A 17,631-nucleotide genomic window follows, 5' to 3' on the forward strand; every position below is an offset into this window, starting at 1 on the left:
CTGTCCTTGGCGCAGTTCAGCGGAATCAGCGCAATGGGGGGCGTCACAGGTTGAGGGACAGGCTCAGGGCGTGGAGGGGCATGTACCGCGAACAGCCAAACCGAGGCGGCCTGACAGCCGACCTGACTTTTGCAGACGTCCCCAATCCCCCCTGTGGGAGCGAGCCTGCTCGCGAAGGGGCCGTGTCAGTCGACATCAAGGGCGGATGTCAGGCCGCCTTCGCGAGCAGGCTCGCTCCCACAGTTGTTTTTTGTCAGGCGGGAGATCGTGCTAACCAACGATATCGTCGATCAGGATATGGTGTTGCCCGCGGCTGCATTGCTCGATCCGAGCCTCGACCTTGTAGACGTTGCGCAGCATGAGCTCGGTGATCACTTCACTGCTCGGGCCGCTGCCTTGCGCGGTGCCGTCGGCGATGACCAGCACTTGATCGGCAAAGCGTAGTGCCTGATTCAAGTCATGGATGGCGATGAACACAATGACCTCGCGCTTGCGCGCCAGTGCGCGCATGAAATTCAGCACCTGTACCTGGCGATGCATGTCGAGGGCGCTGGTCGGTTCGTCCATCAGCAGGATTTCCGGTTCGCGCACCAATGTCTGGGCGATTGACACCAGTTGTTGCTGACCGCCGCTGAGTTCACCGAGGTTGCGGAAGGACAATTCGGTGATGCCGAGCGCACTGAGTATCTCGTCCACCAACTTCAACTCATCATCGTGGACGACCCAGCCCGGTGTCAGTTGTTTGCGGGCCAGCAGTACCGATTCGTACACCGTCAGCCGGGCGCTGGCATTCAGGCCCTGGGGCATGTAGCAGATGCCCGGCGTGCCCTTTATCGAGTCCTGCAAGACAACCTGTCCGGGACCGTCGATCAGCCCCGCCATCCGTTTGAACAGGGTGGACTTGCCCGCCGCGTTGGGGCCGACCACCGCGACCACCTGGCCGCCGGCAAAGGTTGCCGTTGTGACACCACTGATGATCGTGCGCTGGTCGTAGCAGGCACCGAGATTCTCAAGCCGGATCTTTACCATGAGTTTTTCTTCCCGCTGAGAATCAGAGATATGAAGAACGGTACGCCGATCAGCGACGTGACCACGCCGATGGGGAAAATTGCCCCGGGGATCAGGGTTTTGCTGACCACCGAACTGGCGGACAAAATCAGTGCGCCGGTCAGCAGTGAGGCCGGCAGGAAGAAGCGTTGATCTTCACCGATCAGCATCCGGGCAATGTGGGGACCGACCAGCCCGATAAAGCCGATGGTGCCGACAAACGCCACCGGAAAAGAGGCCAGCAGGCTGACCATGATCAGCGTCTGGAAACGCAGGCTGCGCACGTTGATGCCGAAACTCGCGGCCTTGTCATCGCCCAGGCGCAGCGCGGTCAAGGCCCAGGCGCGTTTGGCGAAGATCGGCAGGGTGATGAGGATCACCAGGCAAATCACGCCGAGCTTGGGCCAGGTGGCTTTGGTCAGGCTACCCATTGTCCAGAACACCACGGCCGCCACGGCTTGCTCGGTGGCAAAAAACTGCACCAGGGCCAACAGCGCATTGAAGGTGAACACCAGGGCAATGCCGAGCAGCACGATGGTTTCGGCCGTTACGCCGCGACGCATGCTCAGGAAGTGGATCAACAACGCTGAGAGCATGGCCATGATGAAGGCGTTCACCGGCACCATGTACTGCGCGGCCAACGGAAACAGCGCGACACCAAACGCCAGCCCCATCGCCGCGCCGAAGCTGGCAGCGGCGGAAATACCCAAGGTGAACGGGCTGGCCAGCGGGTTATTGAGGATCGTCTGCATCTGTGCACCGGCCAGCGACAACGCCGCACCGACCGCGACGGCCATCAGCGCCACCGGCAGGCGGATATCCCACATCACCACCCGGACCTGCGGCGAAGCGCTATCCGGCGAAAACAGCGCACCCAGCACTTCGGTAAGGCTATAGCGTGCCGGACCGAGGGCCAGATCGAGCAGCACACTGCAAATCAGCAACACCACGAGTCCGCTCAGGATCAGGCGTTTGCGCAGTACCAGGCGACGGTAAGTCTCGCCCTGGACAACCCGTGCTTCGTTCAGTGAGCTCATGGTTTGACCTCCGGCGTGCGCAAGCTGACAAAGTAGCCAGGTTCATAAGGGACTGGCAGGAACCGCTCATGCAGTTCGCGAAACGACGCGTCCGGATCCAGATCGGCAAACAGCGTCGGATGAATCCACTTCGCCAGTTGCTGGATGGCCGCGAACTGGTAGGGGCTGTTGTAGAACTGATGCCAGATCGCATGGAAGGCTTGATCGTCCTGAGCCTTGATGCCGGTGTAGGCCGGACGCTGGGTGTACCACGCCAGTTTGTGCCTGGCTTGTGCCATGTCCGCGCCGGGGCCGACGCCGACCCAATGACCGCCGGGCGCGAAGGCTTCCCAGTTGGCGCTGGTGACGACGATGTGGGCCGGGTTGGCGACGATGACCTGCTCGGGGTTCAACTGGCCGAAGGTGTTGGGAATGATGCGTCCGGCAATGTTGTTGCCACCGGCCAAATCGACAAAAAGACCAAAGTTCTCGTTGCCGAAACTCAGGCAGCAATCATCGGTGTAGCCACCGATACGTTCGATGAACACGCTGGGGCGGGCAGGGTGCTTCGCTTCAATGACATCGGTGACACGGCGGATCTGCTGGTTGCGAAAGTCGATGAACGCTTCGGCGCGAGCTTCCTTGCCAAACAGCTGGCCGAACAGGCGCATGGTCGGCTCGGTGTTTTGCATCGGGTTATTGCGAAAGTCGACGTAGACCACCGGGATGCCGAGGGCATCGAGTTTCTCGATGTAACGCGCATCGTCGGTGGCATGTTGGGCCTCGATGTTCAGGATGATCACATCCGGTCGCTGTGAGATCGCTTGCTCGATGTCGAAGGTGCCGTCCTCAAAACCGCCGAAGGTCGGTATCTTGGCGATATCGGGAAATTTGCGCAGGTAGGCGCCGTAGGTATCCGGGTCGGACTGGATCAAGTCCTTGCGCCAGCCGACGATGCGTTCAATGGGGTTTTGCGTATCCAGCGCGGCGACCAGGTACAACTGGCGACCCTCGCCGAGGATGACCCGCCTGACCGGCAGATGAACCTTGACCTTGCGGCCCAGCAAGTCGGTGACTGTGCCGAGGGCGGGGTCCGGATCGGCGGCGTGGGCATTGCGCGGCGTCAGCGACAATAGCGACAAACCCAGCAGTCCGGTGAACAGCAGTGCAGCGACAGTGTGGCTGCGTCTAAAAATCGAAACCATGTTGTATGCCTTTGCAGAAGCCGGACCGGATAACGGCTCAGTTCGCCGCGCCGGACCGGACGTTTCAGAAATCGATGGTGGCCGACAGCAGCAGGGTGCGTGGTGAACCTTGGGAGAACGCCCCGTAGGAGGCGACGCCCGACCAATATTCGCGGTCGAGCACGTTCTGCACGGTGGCGCGGAATGTGGTCGGTCGATCCGCGATGCGAGTGGCATAGCGCGCGCCGACATCGAAGCGGGTCCAGGCATCGAGTTCCTGGGTATTGGCCTGGTTCACGTACTGGCTGCCGGTATAGATCGCACCACTGGTCAGTGTCAGCCCTTCGACAGCCGGGGTATCCCACTCGGCCCAAAGGTTGGCCTGAACCTCCGGGACACCGACGGGTTTATTGCCACGGTTGGCGGCAACGCCGGTGCTGGTCAGTTCCCCATCGAGCAGGGTCACACCACCGATCAGGCGCGTGCGCGGGGTCATCTGGCCGGACATGTTCAGCTCTACGCCACGGTTGCGCTGCTCGCCCTGTACCGAGAACACCCCGGACGACAGCTCACCGCTGGGTTTCTTGATCTGGAACAGGGCCAGTGTGGACATGAGGTTGCCGTAGTCGACCTTGACCCCGACTTCCTGTTGCCGGGAGACGTAAGGTGAAAAAATCTCCCCCGCGTTCGAAGCGGCGGACGGTGCGACATCGCCCTTGCTCAAGCCTTCGATGTAGTTGTAGTAGAACGACACGTGGTCCCAGGGTTTGGCGACGATACCGAACAGCGGCGTGGTATCGCTTTTGTCGTAGGAGGTGGTGACGGCCCCGGCCGCATTGTAGTTGTCGGACTTGATGTTCTGTTGGCGCAAACCGACGGTGACTTGCAAGCGCTCGTCCAGCACCGAAAGGGTATCGGCCAATGCCACACCGGACAGTTCGCTCTCGGAGATTGTCGGCGTATCCGGTTTGGCGATAGAGGGCTTGGGGCGATGGACCGGATGGTAGATGTTCGACAGTATGGCCGGGCCGGAAATGATGCCTCGGGACAACTCATCGCGATAACGGGTGACTTGCAGGGCGGTACTGTGACTGACCGGCCCGGTGTCGAAGCGCAGGCGGGCACCGGCGTCGACCGTGTAACGCTGCACTTCGAACTTGTAGTAGCCGGGGGTTGAAGAGGTGTAGCCGGCGGCGTTGATGATGGTCGGGGTTTGATCGGACATGCGCGCTACATCCGATTTGCCGCCACCGGCGTGGGCGAATAGGGTCAGGGCATCGTTGACGTCGTATTCACCACCGAGCAGCGCCGATTTGTCACGGGTTTCGGACCAGCCCCAGTCCTGGCTCACGTTGCTGCGGCCATTGGCGGCGGAGGGAATCTGCACGCCGGGCGCGATCAGAAACGGTCGGGACGCGGCGTCGAATTGTTCTTTCTGGTTGATCAGGTCCAGGGTGGTCCGCAGGCGATCACCCTGATAGTCCAGGGAGAGGGCGCCGATGCCGACCTCCCGGGATTGATCGTCGATGGGCGTATCGCCTTGCTGGACGCTGCCGTTGATCCGCACACCGAAGCGGCGCTCCTCACCGAAGCGCCGACTGACGTCGATGTGACCGCCGAGTTGCGAATCCATGGCGTAACTGGCGGTGAATCGGGTCAAATCCTCGTCCAGAGAGCGCTTGGGTACCACGTTGATGACGCCGCCGACAGCACTGTTGGGCGACATGCCATAGAGCAGGCCCCCGGGGCCTTTGACCACTTCGATGCGTTCGGCGTACTCGGTGAACACCCGGTAGTTGGAAGCCACGCCGTACACACCGTCGAACGCCAGTTCACCGAGATTGCCTTCGCCGACGGGAAAGCCGCGGATGAAGAATGAATCGACAATGCCGCCAGTCTGGCCCGTGGAGCGCACGGAAGAGTCACGCTCCAGCACATCGCCCACGGTAACCGCCTGTTGATCCTTGATCATCGCCGAGGTGTAGCTGCTGATGCTGAAGGGCGCGTCCATCACATCCGTATTGCCCAGCATGCCCAGGCGCGCTCCGCTGGCGACCTGACCGCCCGGGTACACGGGTGGCAAGCTGCCGCTGCGTCGGTCGATGCCGTCGACGGTGGTTTCCTCCAGCGTCACCCGGCGTGCCACCAACGTATAGCTGCCGTCGTCGCGCGCCACCATGTCCAGGCCACTGCCGGCCAGCAAGCGGGTGACGGCTTCCTGTGTGGAGTAAGAGCCGGAAAGTCCCGGGCTGATCAAGCCTTCGGTCAAGGCGGGCTCGAACGACAGGGCAATGCCGGCGTCCACGGCAAAACTCGACAAGGTCGCGCCGAGCGGTCCGGGCGCAATGTTGTAGGCATGGATGGCGACAGCGTCCAGTTGCATGGCAGCAGCGACCAGGGCCAGCGGGCAAGTGGCAACGCTCAGGGCAAGGCTTAACAACACACTGCGAAAAACTGGCTTGAGCGGATGATCCGGACGCAGGGGCCGTGCAACGAGCATGAATGGATGACCCTATGGACGAGGTAGTAAAGGTTGTTCCTTTCTTTGCCAGCCGAGATCAAAAAAAGTATCACCTGCGCGGCGATTTTTTTTGCCTGAGGTCAGGCGGGAGAAAGCGTCACCCAGTAACCACTCAAGTGGCCGGTGACGAGCACCGGGTAGGTTTGCGCCAGCATGTTCAGCGTGCGCTGGGTATCGTTGATGGGAAATGCGCCGGAAATGCGCACATCGGCAATGGCCGGATCGCAGCGCACGAAGCCTCTGCGATAGCGCGCCAATTCGGCAACGAAATCCGCCAGCCGCATCTTGTCGGCCATCAGCATGCCTTGGGTCCAGGCACCCACGTGGCGATCTGTCGCCATGACCTGGCCAAAGGCCTGTGATGAGAAATCCGTACGCTGTCCCGCGTTGATGATCATCGGCGCTGCATGGCTGCTCTGTGCCAATTCAACCCGCACAGCACCTTCCAGTACGGCGAGCTGGGTGCGGGGCATCAGTTCGCGAACGGTGAATCGTGTGCCCAGGGCCTGCATCCGGCCCTGGCGGGTGGTGACCAGAAAGGGGCGGGCCAGCGGTGAAACATCCGGCGCGGTCTGTACCAGTATTTCACCTGCGCGCAAGTTGATGAGTCGCTGATTGGCGTCGAACAGCACGTCGATGGCCGTGTCGGTATTGAGGGTGATCTGCGAGCCGTCGGCCAGGGTCAACTCGCGGCGCTGACCCACGGCGGTGCGGTAGTCCGCCGACCATTGCTGCGATTGCGCCAGGTGCCAGCTGCCCCAACCGGCAGGGACCGCCGCCAGCAGCAGGGCCAGTTTGCCCAGGGCCGCGCGACGTTCGGGACTGCTCGGGCGATCCAGTGCCGACATCGCCAGTGAGGGAGGCAACCCGTCGAGCTTGCTTTGCAGTAACTGCGCGCGGGCCCAGGCCCGATCACGTTCAGGGCTGCTGACCTTCCAGCATTCCCATTCGGCGCGTTCGGTATCGCTGAGGTCGTTTTCACTCAGCCGCATCAACCACTCGGCGGCCTCTTCGAGAACTTCGGGGTCGAGCGGCGGTTCATTGCGGCGGGTGAACATTCATTCCACCAGCATCAGGCACTGCACGAAAGCCTGTTTCATGTAGCGCTTGACCGTGATCAGCGAGACGTTCAGCTGTTTGGCGATATCGTCGTATTTCAGGCCACCGATCTGCGACAGCAGAAATGCGCGCTTGACCAGCGGAGGAAGGGTGTCGAGCATCGCGTCGATTTCGTGCAGGGTCTCCAGCACCATGAAACGTAATTCAGGCGATGGCACTTGCGGGGCGGGCAGGTGCGTGAGTGCATCCAGGTAGGCGCGTTCCAGTGCCTTGCGCTGATACCAGTTGACCAGAATGCCCTTGGCCACGCAGCTCAGGTAGGCTCGGGGCTGCTCGATGGCGGTGACCTGGGAGGCGAGTATGCGAGTGAAGGTGTCCTGCGCCAGATCCGCCGCATCCATGGCGTTACCCAGCTTTTTCTTCAGCGTGGCATACAGCCAGCCATGATGACCGTTGTACAGGGCCTCGATCACGCGCAGATGATTATCGTTGTTCGCGGGCAGGATTTCGCTCATGGCTGCAGTTTTTTTTGCAATTGAGAAGTATTCCCAATGCTAATTGACAACTCGCCTGTGAAGCAAGCGGGATTCGGTATCCCGTATTCAATCCAGGCGCCTTGATCAATCCCCGCATGGGTCGCGATTGGGGTGCGCGCCCACGGGCCGGTATCGCAAGGCGACAATGGGAAGCAGTGCCACCGCATAAGCCAGACAAACGAACAGATAGGTGTACTGCAAGCCATAGACCTGGCTGAGCAGTCCACCGGCCGAAATGCCCGCAATCGAAGCGAATTGCGCGGTGCCCTGGGCAATCCCCAGCACGTGGCCCTGTCGTGAGCTGTCGGCGGTTTTCGAGATCAGGGACATCAGTACCGGTGTGGTGGCCCCCAGCAGCACCCCCCAGATGAAATAGGCAGCGACAAACACCATGGCGTTGCGTGTGACACCGGCCACCGCGGTCAGGGCAATGCAGCCGATGACGATGTAACTGATGCGCTGCAGGGTGTCTTGCTGGCTGCGGTGTTCAAAGTAGCGTGACCAGGCCGTCGCCGAAAGAATGAAACCCAGTGCCAGCAAGCCGTAGCACAGGCCGACGACCGAATTGCTGACCTCGAATATCGAGCTGACGTACAACGAGAACGCTGTCTGGGGCAGCATCCGCGCCAACAGCAGAATGCCCATGACGCACAGCAACGACAATAACGGTGATCCTTGCCAGACGCTGCCTGTCCGATCAGCCTTGGCCGGGGTCTGGGCGGCCGGTGTTTTCTTCACCGGCGGCACATCCGGCAATGTCACGGCGGCCACCACGGTGCAAATCGCGCACAGTGCCGAAGCGATGATGTTGATCCAGAAGAACGTCGCGTAATCGAGGATCAACCCGCCGACCACCGCGCCCAGCAACGAACCGACGTTGGTCGATATCTGCAGGATCGCAAACAGCCGCGCCCGCCGCGAAGGCGCTTCGATACTCACACCGTAAGCCTGTGCCGGGGCGATATACCCGGCGAAGGCACCTTGCAGGAATCGCAGGACCAGGATGACCCAAATGTCACCGGACAGTGCCAGCCCAAGCTGGGTCAACGACAAGCCGGCAAGGGCACGGATCATCATCAGCTTGTGGCCGTAGCGATCACCGATACGGCCCCAGAATGCGCTGGTCAGAATGATGCCCAGCATCGGCCCGACGTACACGGCGATGCTGGCGAAGCTGAAAACCGACTCCGAGGACGTCAGCCCACGCAGGTGGACGGGCCAGAACGGCCCGCTCATTTCCATCGCGCCCATGGAGATGAGCTGGATCGCGAACAGAAGATAAATCAGGATTCTTACATTCGAACCCTGGATGACACCTGCATGGGACATGAGTCAGTCTCGGTGGTTAAACGGCATCAGGCGTGAGGTTCAAAATGCCCTCGGTGCAGGGCGCCATCGCCGCAATCGCGGATCAGCAGACTACGTGCTTTGTGATCAGGGGAAAACAGCTCCCTGGTATTTCGCTGACGGATTTCCAACCCGATATCGCACGACAGATAAGATCTGGAAAAAATAAAACTCAGGGGGGTGATACTTTTTCGCAGGTCGACTGGCAATAGGAGTGATTACCATTTTCCCTTGCTGAAAAGGATCCTTACGTCATGTCTGTTGCAAGTCGACCTTGCGGTGAGTGCGCGTTATCGCTCGCAATCCGCACCGCCACGCTGAGTTTCGTTTTGGTCGCAGGAAGCGCCAACGCCTGGGCCGCCGCCCCCGAGCAGGAGGCTCCCGCCGACAAGACCTCGAACAGTTCGGCGGTGCCGCTGGCCGATGACACTGCTGCCGGGTTGACCCTCGGTGTGACCAACATTGACGGTGTCTACAATGGCCCGACCGCACTCCCGCCCGTGCTGGCCGGTGGTCAGGTTGCCCGTGGCGCCCGCTTGGGAATGTTGGGCAACAAGGACGTAATGGACACACCTTTCAGTGTCACCAGCTACACCGCCAAAACCTTGGCCGACCTGCAAACGGTAACCGTGGCCGATGCCCTGGAGCGAGACCCTTCCGTGCGCTCCACCGGCCAGACAGGTGGCATCGTCGACTCGTTTTTCATTCGCGGATTTGCGGTAGGCGAGGGCAACCTTGGCGAACTGGCCTACGATGGCGTGTATGGCGTGGCGCCCAATTACCGGGTGTTCACCGAATACGCCGAACGTGTCGAAGTGCTCAAGGGACCGGGTGCCCTGATGTACGGGATTTCGCCCAACAGCGGTGTCGGCGGGGTGATCAATATCGTTCCCAAGCGGCCGCTGGCCGAAAGCCTGACCCGCTTTACCACCAGCTATGCGTCGGACTCCCAAGTGGGGGGACACCTGGACATCAGCCGTCGATTCGGCGCCGAGAACCAGTTCGGCGTGCGCTTCAACGGCGGCCTGCAGGGTGGAGACACCGCCGTTGACAACCAGGAGCGAGATCTCAATATCGGTGCCATCGCGCTCGATTACCAAGGGGATCGGTTGCGCCTGAACCTCGACTTCATCAGCCAGAAAGAAAGCTTTGATGCTGCCTCGCGGCCATTCACCGTCGCGCCCGGCATTGACATCCCGTCTGCCCCGAATGGTCGTACCAACGTGTCGCAGGAGTGGGGATGGTCGGACACCCGGGAGCAGTCGGCGTTGCTGGGTGGCGAGTATGACCTGACGGATGCGGTCACTGTATTTGCCCATGCCGGTGGCGGACGATCAGACGTCAAGCGGCTGTCCGACCAGGTGCCGAGAATCCTCAACGACGCAGGCGATACCAGCAACATTCCGGGTTACTACAAATTCAACGTCGATCGTTCGACAGCCGATGTAGGGGTTCGCGGCGTATTCGCCACCGGTCCCGTTACCCACACGACCACGCTGATGGCGACCCGGTATCAGGACGAACTGTCGAGGGGAATCACCAACGGAACGGACATCCGCTCGAACATTTACCATCCGGTGGATGTGCCCAGGCAGTTCATCAGCGCGCCAAAGGTGCTGCGCATCTCCGAGTCGGATTTGTCCGGCGTTGCACTGACCGACACGCTGTCGGTGCTGGATGACCGTCTGCAGTTGACCTTGGGCGTGCGCCGCCAGGACATCGAGTCGCGTAACTACAATGCGGCCGGTTCGGTGAGTTCCCGATATGACGACAGTGCCACGACCCCGCTGGTCGGCGTGGTGGTCAAGCCCTGGGAAGACGTCTCGTTTTACTACAACTACGTCGAAGGCTTGAGCAAAGGTGATATCGCGCCGGGAACGGCGGCCAACGCCGGCGAGACGTTCGCACCTTATGAGTCGAAGCAGCATGAGATCGGCGTCAAGTATGAGCACGGCACGTTCATGACCACGCTGGCGCTGTTCCAGATCGAGAAGCCCAGTGGCGAAATCGGCGCGGGCAACGTGTTCTCGGTACAGGCTGAGCAACGTAACCGCGGCGTGGAGCTGAGTATCTACGGTGAAGTGGCACCGGGCACGCGCTTGATGGGCGGTGTGACGCTACTCGATGGCGAACTGACGGATTCGGCCACCGCCGCGAACCGTGGCAACAAGCCTGTGGGGGTGCCTGACGTACAAGCCAACCTCTGGGCTGAATGGGATACCCCGTGGATCGAGGGCTTTACCCTCACTGGCGGTGCGATCTACACCGACCGCCAATTCGTCAATCAGGCCAATACCCAGGAGCTGGATGCCTGGACCCGCTTCGACGCGGGGGCTCGCTACGCTACCAGGATCGAAGGTAGGCCTACGACATTCCGGGCCACGGTGCAGAACGTCTTCGATCGCGAGTACTGGTCGGGCGTTGCCTCTTATGGTGCGTTCTCTCCGGGTTATCCGCGCACGCTGCAATTGTCGGCCACGGTCGATTTCTGACGCAGACGTGAAGGGGGCTACGGCCACGGGAGCCCCCATTGAACATTTCTGAAAAGGAGTATTCGCATGTTGAACAACTCAGGCTCAGTATCGGCCATCGCACCTCAACCCTTCCAGGCGACCCATCAACTCGCCTTGGAACACGATCGCAGGGCCAATGAACATATTCGAGAGTTGCTTCGCTGCTATGGACTGCGTGCCAGTCTGATCCGTTTCAAAGTGATCAATGCGTTGGTCATTGCCACTTTGGGCTGACGTTCCATTGGCGTGCGCGGGGTGCATGCCTCTCTGGAGTCGTTCTCTGCCGAGCTTGCGTTCATCAGCGTTCGTGAAGTGCTCAAGCGTTTGTGCGATGAGGGTGTGATTCAGTTCCAGGAAGACAAGAGCTATCGCTTCACCACTGAAGCCTGGGCAATGCTCCACCCGCATCTGGATGACTAGAGCAGTGGACCCGCCAGAACGACGGGTCCGAAGGGGATCAGAGTTTCGGCAACTGCCCGATGCGTCCCATCATCTCGGTCACGATCTGCAGGTCCAGCAGGAACTGCTCGGTGGTCTTGAACTCGTTGTCGTTGTGGCCGGTGTATTTGACGTCGGGCATGGCCAGGCCGAATTGCACACCGTTGGGCAGTTCATGCACCGAGGTGGCGCCGGCGGAGGTACCGAACTTGTGTTCCATGCCGAGGTTTTCGCTGGCCACGGCGAGCAGGGCCTTGACCCATTCGCCTTCGGGGTTGCGGTACATCGGTTCGGCAATCGAGTAGTCGAAGGTCGGTGTGATGCTGGTCTTCTTGCTCCAGGCGTCCAGCTTTGTGGCGATTTGCGATTTGAGCGTTTCCGGCGACTTGCCCTTCGGCACGCGCAGGTTGACCGCGAGTTTGAAGGCTTTGTCATCCATCCCGACATAGGTCAGGGAGGTGGTCAGCGGGCCCATGAATTCATCGGAAAAACCGACGCCCAGTTTGCCTCCCAGGTAATCCAGCCCCCAGTTGTCGGCGGCGTAGCGGGCGGCGTCAGTGATCGCGTTCTGCTTGAGTGCGACCTTGCCGTCGAGGCTATTGATGAAATCCAGCATCCTGGCCACCGGGTTGACGCCGGACTCGGGCTCGGAGGAGTGGGCGGAAACGCCGGTGACCGTCAGTTTGACGTCCTTGCCGTCGACTTTGGCGTCTACGGTGAAGTTGCCGCCATTGCGCTTGGCGTAATCGGTACCGGCCTTTTGCAGGCTGGCGGCCAGTTCGGCAGGCTTGTCAGTCACCAGGGTAACGACTGATGTCGATGGAATCTGGTTGGTGGCCAGGCCGCCGGTCATCGAGATGAGTTCTGCGCCCTGGCCTTGCGCGGTACGCCGGGCAAAGCTGGCCATGACGGTGCCGTAGCCTTTCTCGGCGATCACCACCGGGTAGCCACCGTCCAGTGCCAGGTTGTAGTTGGGGGTCGGGTTGCGTTCGAAGTAGTACGGGATGGCGTCACCCGTGGTTTCCTCGGTGGTGTCGACCAGCAGCTTGAAGTTCCGGGCCAGCGGCAGCTTTTCTTCCTTAATGATCTTCATGGCGTAGAGCGAAACGACGATGCCGTTCTTGTCATCCTCGGTGCCCCGGCCATACATGCGGTCGCCGATCAGGGTGACTTTGAACGGATCAAGTTGGGTGCCGTCCTGCAGCACCCAGTTCTCCGGCGTTACAGGCACCACATCGGCATGGGCGTGAATGCCGACCACTTCATCGCCAGTGCCTTCGAGGGATATTTCATAGACGCGGTTGTCGATGTTGCGAAAATTCAGGTTGAACGCCTGGGCCAGGCCCTTGATCTTGTCGGCGATCTTGATGAACTCGGGATTCTCGTGTTGGGCAACGCCGTCCACGCGGAACGTCGGGATGGCCACCAGCTCGCGCAGGGTCTCGGTGGCGGCGCTGCCGTATTTCACTCGCGCATAAAGGCCCAGCAGGCGATGGATTTCGTTTTGCTGATCGGGAGAAAGCGTCTTGTTGTCGAGGAAGGCACTGATGGCCGGGCCGATGTCGCCGGTTTTGGCGACGTCGCTCTTGGCCAGGCTCTGCAGGAACTGCCTGAAATCCGTGACCGACGCATCGCTGAAAGTCTTGAGAATGATCGCGCTCTGTTGCGGGGTGATGTTGGCGTGCGCAGCGGTGGTGAACGACGACAGGCCGGCGAGCATCAGGGTGGCCGCAGCCAGGTGCTTGAGTGAAAAATCCATTGTTGGGGGCATTCCTTTGCAGGCGGTTTGTGAGAAATATCTGATCGTTTAATCAGAAACGTTTGCAAACTAGCAAACGAAGAGGGGATACGGGAGCCCCTGAAGCGGGATTTGTCGCACAAAAATGCGAAAGGGGCGCAGAAACGAAAAACCGGGGAGGGCGCAGGTCGTGCGGCTGTAGCCAATCCCCTTGTGGGAGCGAGCCTGCTTGCGAAAGCGGTGGGTCATTCAGCAGAGATGTTGGATGTGAGGGCCCTTTCGTCGGAACGCCGCCCGGAGCCGGCTCGCTCCCACAGGGATCTGTGTGGCTCATGACATTTGTGTCCCATCACCGACCATTGTGGGAGCGAGCCTGCTCGCGAAAGCGGTGGGTCATTCGGCAGAGATGTTGGATGTGAGGACCCTTTCGCGAGCAGGCTCGCTCCCACAGGGGATTTGCGTTGCTGACGATATTTGTGTCCCACCACCGACCATTGTGGGAGCGAGCCTGCTCGCGAAGGCGGTGGGTCAGTCGGCTTGGATGTTGGATGTGATGGCCCCTTCGCGAGCCGGCTCGCTCCCACAGGGGATTTGCGTTGCTGACGATATTTGTGTCCCACCACCGTCCATTGTGGGAGCGAGCCTGCTCGCGAAAGCGGTGGGTCATTCAGCAGAGATGTTGGATGTGAGGACCCTTTCGCGAGCCGGCTCGCTCCCACAGGGGATTTGCGTTGCTGACGATATTTGTGTCCCACCACCGACCATTGTGGGAGCGAGCCTGCTCGCGAAAGCGGTGGGTCATTCAGCAGAGATGTTGGATGTGAGGACCCTTTCGCGAGCAGGCTCGCTCCCACAGGGGATTTGCGTTGCTGACGATATTTGTGTCCCACCACCGACCATTGTGGGAGCGAGCCTGCTCGCGAAAGCGGTGGGTCAGTCGGCTTGGATGTTGGATGTGATGGCCCCTTCGCGAGCAGGCTCGCTCCCACAGGGGATTTGCGTTGCTGACGATATTTGTGTCCCACCACCGTCCATTGTGGGAGCGAGCCTGCTCGCGAAGGCGGTGGGTCATTCAGTAGAGATGTTGGATGTGAGGACCCTTTCGCGAGCAGGCTCGCTCCCACAGGGATCTGTGTGGCTCATGACATTTGTGTCCCATCACCGACCATTGTGGGAGCGAGCCTGCTCGCGAAAGCGGTGGGTCATTCAGCAGAGATGTTGGATGTGAGGACCCTTTCGCGAGCAGGCTCGCTCCCACAGGGGATTGGCGTGGCTTATGGCATTTGTTTCCCACCACCGACCATTGTGGGAGCGAGCCTGCTCGCGAAGGCGGTGGCTCGCTCCCACAGTCATCTGCTCAAACCCCCTTGGTAGAAGGCAACAAAATCGTCAAAACCCCCAACAACGGCAGATACGAGCACAGCGCATACACATACTCAATACCGTGAATATCCGCCAAATGCCCCAGCAACGCAGCGCCAATACCGCCAAAGCCGAACATCAGCCCGAAGAAGACGCCGGCGATCATGCCGACGTTGCCCGGTACCAGTTCCTGGGCGAAGACCACGATGGCGGAGAACGCCGAGGCGAGGATGAAGCCGATGACCATGCTCAGCACGCCGGTCCAGAACAGGTCGACGTAGGGCAGGGCCAGGGTGAAGGGGGCGGCGCCGAGGATGGAAAACCAGATCACCTTCTTGCGTCCGATCCTGTCGCCGATGGGGCCGCCGAAGAACGTACCCGCGGCGACAGAACCGAGAAACAGGAACAGGTACAGCTGAGAGCTGGCGACTGACAGGTCGAATTTTTCGATCAGGTAGAAGGTGAAGTAGCTGGTGAAGCTGGCCATGTAGAAGTACTTGGAGAACACCAGCAGCGCCAGCACCGCCAGGGCAAAGGTCACCCGTTGCTTCGAAAGGCCATGGGTGGCTTTGCTGCCTTGCTTGAGCTTGAACAGGTTCAGGTGACTGCGATACCAGCGGCTGAGGCCAAACAGGATCAGGATGGCGAACACTGCGAACAGGCCGAACCAGGCCACATTCCCCTGACCGTAAGGAATGATGATCGCCGCCGCCAGCAAGGGGCCGAAGGCGCTGCCGGCGTTGCCGCCGACCTGGAAGGTCGACTGTGCCAGGCCGAAGCGACCGCCCGAGGCCAGACGCGCCACCCGTGAGGTTTCCGGGTGAAAGGTCGAGGAACCAATGCCCACCAGCGCCGAAGCCACAAGAATCGCCGGGAAGCTGCCGACAAAGGCCAGCATCAGGATGCCGATCAGGGTGCAGACCATCCCGGCGGGCAGCAGCCAGGGTTTGGGGTGCCGGTCGGTGTGGTAACCGACCCAGGGTTGCAGCAGCGAAGCGGTGAGCTGGAAGGTCAATGTGATCAGGCCTACCTGGGTGAAGGTCAGGCCGTAGTTGGCCTTGAGCATCGGGTAGATCGAAGGCAACACGGCCTGAATCAGGTCATTGATCAGGTGCGCCAACGCGCAGGCACCGATCACGCGCATGACCAGGGGGCTGGTCTGGCCGGCCACCGAGGCGGTGGCGCAAGGGGTCGTCATTGAGGACATCGCACATCATCCAGGCTGGGAAAGAGGGGCATTGCGTAAACCTGGCGCTATGCTAGATTTCGCGAAATTGCCTGTCTCGCGCAATTCGGGCGGCTACTTTCGCAAAAGAGGCATCATGGTCAAATCGCTGGAAACATTTCTGGTCGAAATGGACGAAGTCGCCTGGGCGGTCTGCACCAGTGCGACCGATTACCCGGAAGACTGGATCATCGAACCTCACAGCCACGCCAAGCACCAGTTGATCTACGCCATCGAGGGCGTGATGGTCGTGCATTCGGGGCTGAGCCAGTGGACGGTTCCACCGAGCCGAGGGATCTGGATGCCCAGCGGGCACGTGCACTCGATTCGCTGCGTCGGCGCATTGAAGATGCGCAGCGTCTTCGTGCGGCCGGATCAATTTCCCGAGCTGCCGGACGAAACCCGGGCCGTGAGCATTTCCGCGCTACTGAGCGAGTTGATCAAGACCTCCGTGACCATCGCGGCACCCATGGACGAGGATTCGCGCGAAGCCAGGATCATGCGTTTGATCGTGGACGAACTCACCCTCCTGCCGACCTTGCCCCTGCACCTGCCGCAACCGGCGGATGAACGAATCCAGGCGATCTGTTCGGCCCTGCAACAGGACCCGGGGGATGGATCGACGCTGGCGGACTGGAGCGCTCGGCTGAGCCTGGATGCCAAGACCATCCAGCGCCTGTTTCACAAGGAAACCGGCATGACCTTCGGCCAGTGGCGCCAACAGGCCCGCCTGCTGTTGGCGCTGGAGCGTATTGCGGTCGGCGAGAAGATCATCGACGTGGCGGGCGCCTTGGGCTACGACAGCCCCAGCGCGTTTACCACCATGTTCAAAAAGCAGTTCGGGACGACGCCGAGTCATTTTTTCAGGTGAGCGATGGACCCAGCTCAATCACCAATGCATCGTTGAATGCGGGGTTCTCGTTCACACCATTTTTCGCATAGCCCCGGGGGTTGCACACCACGCGGGTATTGCCCACCCGATAGTCAAAACTGCCATGGGTATGCCCATGCAACCACAGCGCCGGCTGCCATTGTTTGATCCGTTCTTCGAGGTCCGAAACGAAACTCGGGTTGATCGGCGAACCGGCAAACATCGGGCTGATGCTCGACCGGGTCGGTGCGAAATGAGAGATCACCACCGTGGGCGTCGTACTGTCCCGGGCGAAGCAGTCGTCCAGCCAGGCGACGGTCTGCAGAAAAATCAGCTGGGAAACCGCGGGGGTGAACAGGTCCGGAAAGTCCGGCGAAACTTTGATATGGCTGAAGTCGCGAATGAGCTGTGTCGCCAGATCGATACTCTGGCTCCGAGCCTGCGCATCGTCGAACAGACGGTAGTCCGACCACAGGGTGCAGCCCAGGAAACGCACGCCGTCGTGGACATATTCCGAGCGCTCCAGAACCTGTATCCCTGTGCCTTGGGACAAGCTGTTCAGCTGTTCGTAAGTCGAGATCAGGTCACTGCCATAGAACTCGTGATTGCCGGCCACGTACAGGATCGGAGCCGGGCAGGTTCTGGCCCATTCAATGGCCCTGGCGGGTCGGGCAATGTCCCCTGCCAGCACGACGATATCGGCATCCACGTCGGGAAACGGTATGGCGTTGACGGACAAGTGGATATCGGACAGCAAGGCGATGCGCATGGATC

At 60.6% G+C, this 17,631-nt stretch carries 12 protein-coding genes and 1 pseudogene; 3 read left to right on the plus strand and 10 right to left on the minus strand.

Going from position 1 to position 17,631, the window contains the following annotated elements:
* Positions 1 to 270: 270 nt before the first annotated feature.
* From CKW21_RS22535 to CKW21_RS22565, 7 genes are all read right to left on the minus strand, one after another.
* Positions 271 to 1,029, minus strand: a complete 759-nt coding sequence (locus tag CKW21_RS22535; RefSeq protein WP_095196106.1) for an ABC transporter ATP-binding protein — start codon at positions 1,027 to 1,029, stop codon at positions 271 to 273.
* Entirely contained in the window at positions 1,023 to 2,084 is a 1,062-nt protein-coding gene (locus tag CKW21_RS22540; protein ID WP_095196107.1) for an iron ABC transporter permease, read from the minus strand. Before CKW21_RS22540 ends, CKW21_RS22535 begins: the two co-directional genes overlap by 7 nt.
* Positions 2,081 to 3,268 carry an ABC transporter substrate-binding protein gene (locus CKW21_RS22545; RefSeq protein WP_095196108.1) on the minus strand — a complete coding sequence of 396 codons (1,188 nt, stop codon included), beginning with the start codon at positions 3,266 to 3,268 and terminating at the stop codon, positions 2,081 to 2,083. Before CKW21_RS22545 ends, CKW21_RS22540 begins: the two co-directional genes overlap by 4 nt.
* A 64-nt stretch (positions 3,269 to 3,332) precedes the next feature.
* Positions 3,333 to 5,747 carry a TonB-dependent receptor gene (locus CKW21_RS22550; RefSeq protein WP_095196109.1) on the minus strand — a complete coding sequence of 805 codons (2,415 nt, stop codon included), beginning with the start codon at positions 5,745 to 5,747 and terminating at the stop codon, positions 3,333 to 3,335.
* Between the two features lie 101 nt (positions 5,748 to 5,848).
* Complete coding sequence (locus CKW21_RS22555; protein WP_095196110.1) at positions 5,849 to 6,826, minus strand: FecR domain-containing protein; 978 nt, start codon at positions 6,824 to 6,826, stop codon at positions 5,849 to 5,851.
* Entirely contained in the window at positions 6,827 to 7,342 is a 516-nt protein-coding gene (locus tag CKW21_RS22560; protein WP_095196111.1) for a sigma-70 family RNA polymerase sigma factor, read from the minus strand.
* 105 nt (positions 7,343 to 7,447) lie between these two features.
* The gene (locus tag CKW21_RS22565) at positions 7,448 to 8,692 is read right to left on the minus strand and encodes an MFS transporter (protein ID WP_095196112.1); all 1,245 of its coding nucleotides are present in this window, start codon (positions 8,690 to 8,692) and stop codon (positions 7,448 to 7,450) included.
* A 272-nt stretch (positions 8,693 to 8,964) separates the two neighbouring features.
* On the opposite strand from CKW21_RS22565, the gene CKW21_RS22575 reads away from it, so the two are divergent.
* Complete coding sequence (locus CKW21_RS22575) at positions 8,965 to 11,202, plus strand: TonB-dependent siderophore receptor (protein ID WP_095196114.1); 2,238 nt, start codon at positions 8,965 to 8,967, stop codon at positions 11,200 to 11,202.
* A gap of 66 nt (positions 11,203 to 11,268) precedes the next feature.
* Positions 11,269 to 11,643: pseudogene (locus CKW21_RS22580) on the plus strand (fe2+ zn2+ uptake regulation protein).
* Positions 11,644 to 11,680: 37 nt separating this feature from the next.
* Here the strand turns inward: CKW21_RS22580 and CKW21_RS22585 are convergent.
* A complete protein-coding gene (locus tag CKW21_RS22585) occupies positions 11,681 to 13,420 on the minus strand; it encodes a dipeptidase (protein WP_095196115.1) in 1,740 nt (579 codons plus the stop codon).
* Between the two features lie 1,336 nt (positions 13,421 to 14,756).
* On the minus strand, positions 14,757 to 15,968 hold the full coding sequence (locus tag CKW21_RS22595; RefSeq protein WP_095196117.1) for an MFS transporter: 1,212 nt from the start codon (positions 15,966 to 15,968) through the stop codon (positions 14,757 to 14,759).
* Positions 15,969 to 16,083: 115 nt separating this feature from the next.
* Between CKW21_RS22595 and CKW21_RS22600 the strand changes: the two genes are divergently transcribed.
* Positions 16,084 to 16,857, plus strand: coding sequence for a helix-turn-helix domain-containing protein (locus CKW21_RS22600; RefSeq protein WP_095196118.1), 774 nt, complete (start codon positions 16,084 to 16,086; stop codon positions 16,855 to 16,857).
* Here CKW21_RS22600 and CKW21_RS22605 read toward each other — a convergent pair.
* Positions 16,850 to 17,626, minus strand: a complete 777-nt coding sequence (locus tag CKW21_RS22605; RefSeq protein ID WP_095196119.1) for a metallophosphoesterase — start codon at positions 17,624 to 17,626, stop codon at positions 16,850 to 16,852. The two genes, CKW21_RS22600 and CKW21_RS22605, sit on opposite strands and share 8 nt — an antisense overlap.
* Between the last annotated feature and the right edge of the window lie 5 nt (positions 17,627 to 17,631).

Origin of the sequence: Pseudomonas sp. Irchel 3A7, assembly GCF_900187565.1 — a bacterium.
In the GTDB taxonomy this organism is placed as follows: domain Bacteria; phylum Pseudomonadota; class Gammaproteobacteria; order Pseudomonadales; family Pseudomonadaceae; genus Aquipseudomonas.

Bases quoted from the DNA above. Each gene is read 5' to 3' on its own strand.
- CKW21_RS22535 (WP_095196106.1), bottom strand. From the start codon at position 1,029: ATGGTAAAGATCCGGCTTGAGAATCTCGGTGCCTGCTACGACCAGCGC.
- CKW21_RS22540 (WP_095196107.1), bottom strand. From the start codon at position 2,084: ATGAGCTCACTGAACGAAGCACGGGTTGTCCAGGGCGAGACTTACCGT.
- CKW21_RS22545 (WP_095196108.1), bottom strand. From the start codon at position 3,268: ATGGTTTCGATTTTTAGACGCAGCCACACTGTCGCTGCACTGCTGTTC.
- CKW21_RS22550 (WP_095196109.1), bottom strand. From the start codon at position 5,747: ATGCTCGTTGCACGGCCCCTGCGTCCGGATCATCCGCTCAAGCCAGTT.
- CKW21_RS22555 (WP_095196110.1), bottom strand. From the start codon at position 6,826: ATGTTCACCCGCCGCAATGAACCGCCGCTCGACCCCGAAGTTCTCGAA.
- CKW21_RS22560 (WP_095196111.1), bottom strand. From the start codon at position 7,342: ATGAGCGAAATCCTGCCCGCGAACAACGATAATCATCTGCGCGTGATC.
- CKW21_RS22565 (WP_095196112.1), bottom strand. From the start codon at position 8,692: ATGTCCCATGCAGGTGTCATCCAGGGTTCGAATGTAAGAATCCTGATT.
- CKW21_RS22575 (WP_095196114.1), top strand. From the start codon at position 8,965: ATGTCTGTTGCAAGTCGACCTTGCGGTGAGTGCGCGTTATCGCTCGCA.
- CKW21_RS22585 (WP_095196115.1), bottom strand. From the start codon at position 13,420: ATGGATTTTTCACTCAAGCACCTGGCTGCGGCCACCCTGATGCTCGCC.
- CKW21_RS22595 (WP_095196117.1), bottom strand. From the start codon at position 15,968: ATGTCCTCAATGACGACCCCTTGCGCCACCGCCTCGGTGGCCGGCCAG.
- CKW21_RS22600 (WP_095196118.1), top strand. From the start codon at position 16,084: ATGGTCAAATCGCTGGAAACATTTCTGGTCGAAATGGACGAAGTCGCC.
- CKW21_RS22605 (WP_095196119.1), bottom strand. From the start codon at position 17,626: ATGCGCATCGCCTTGCTGTCCGATATCCACTTGTCCGTCAACGCCATA.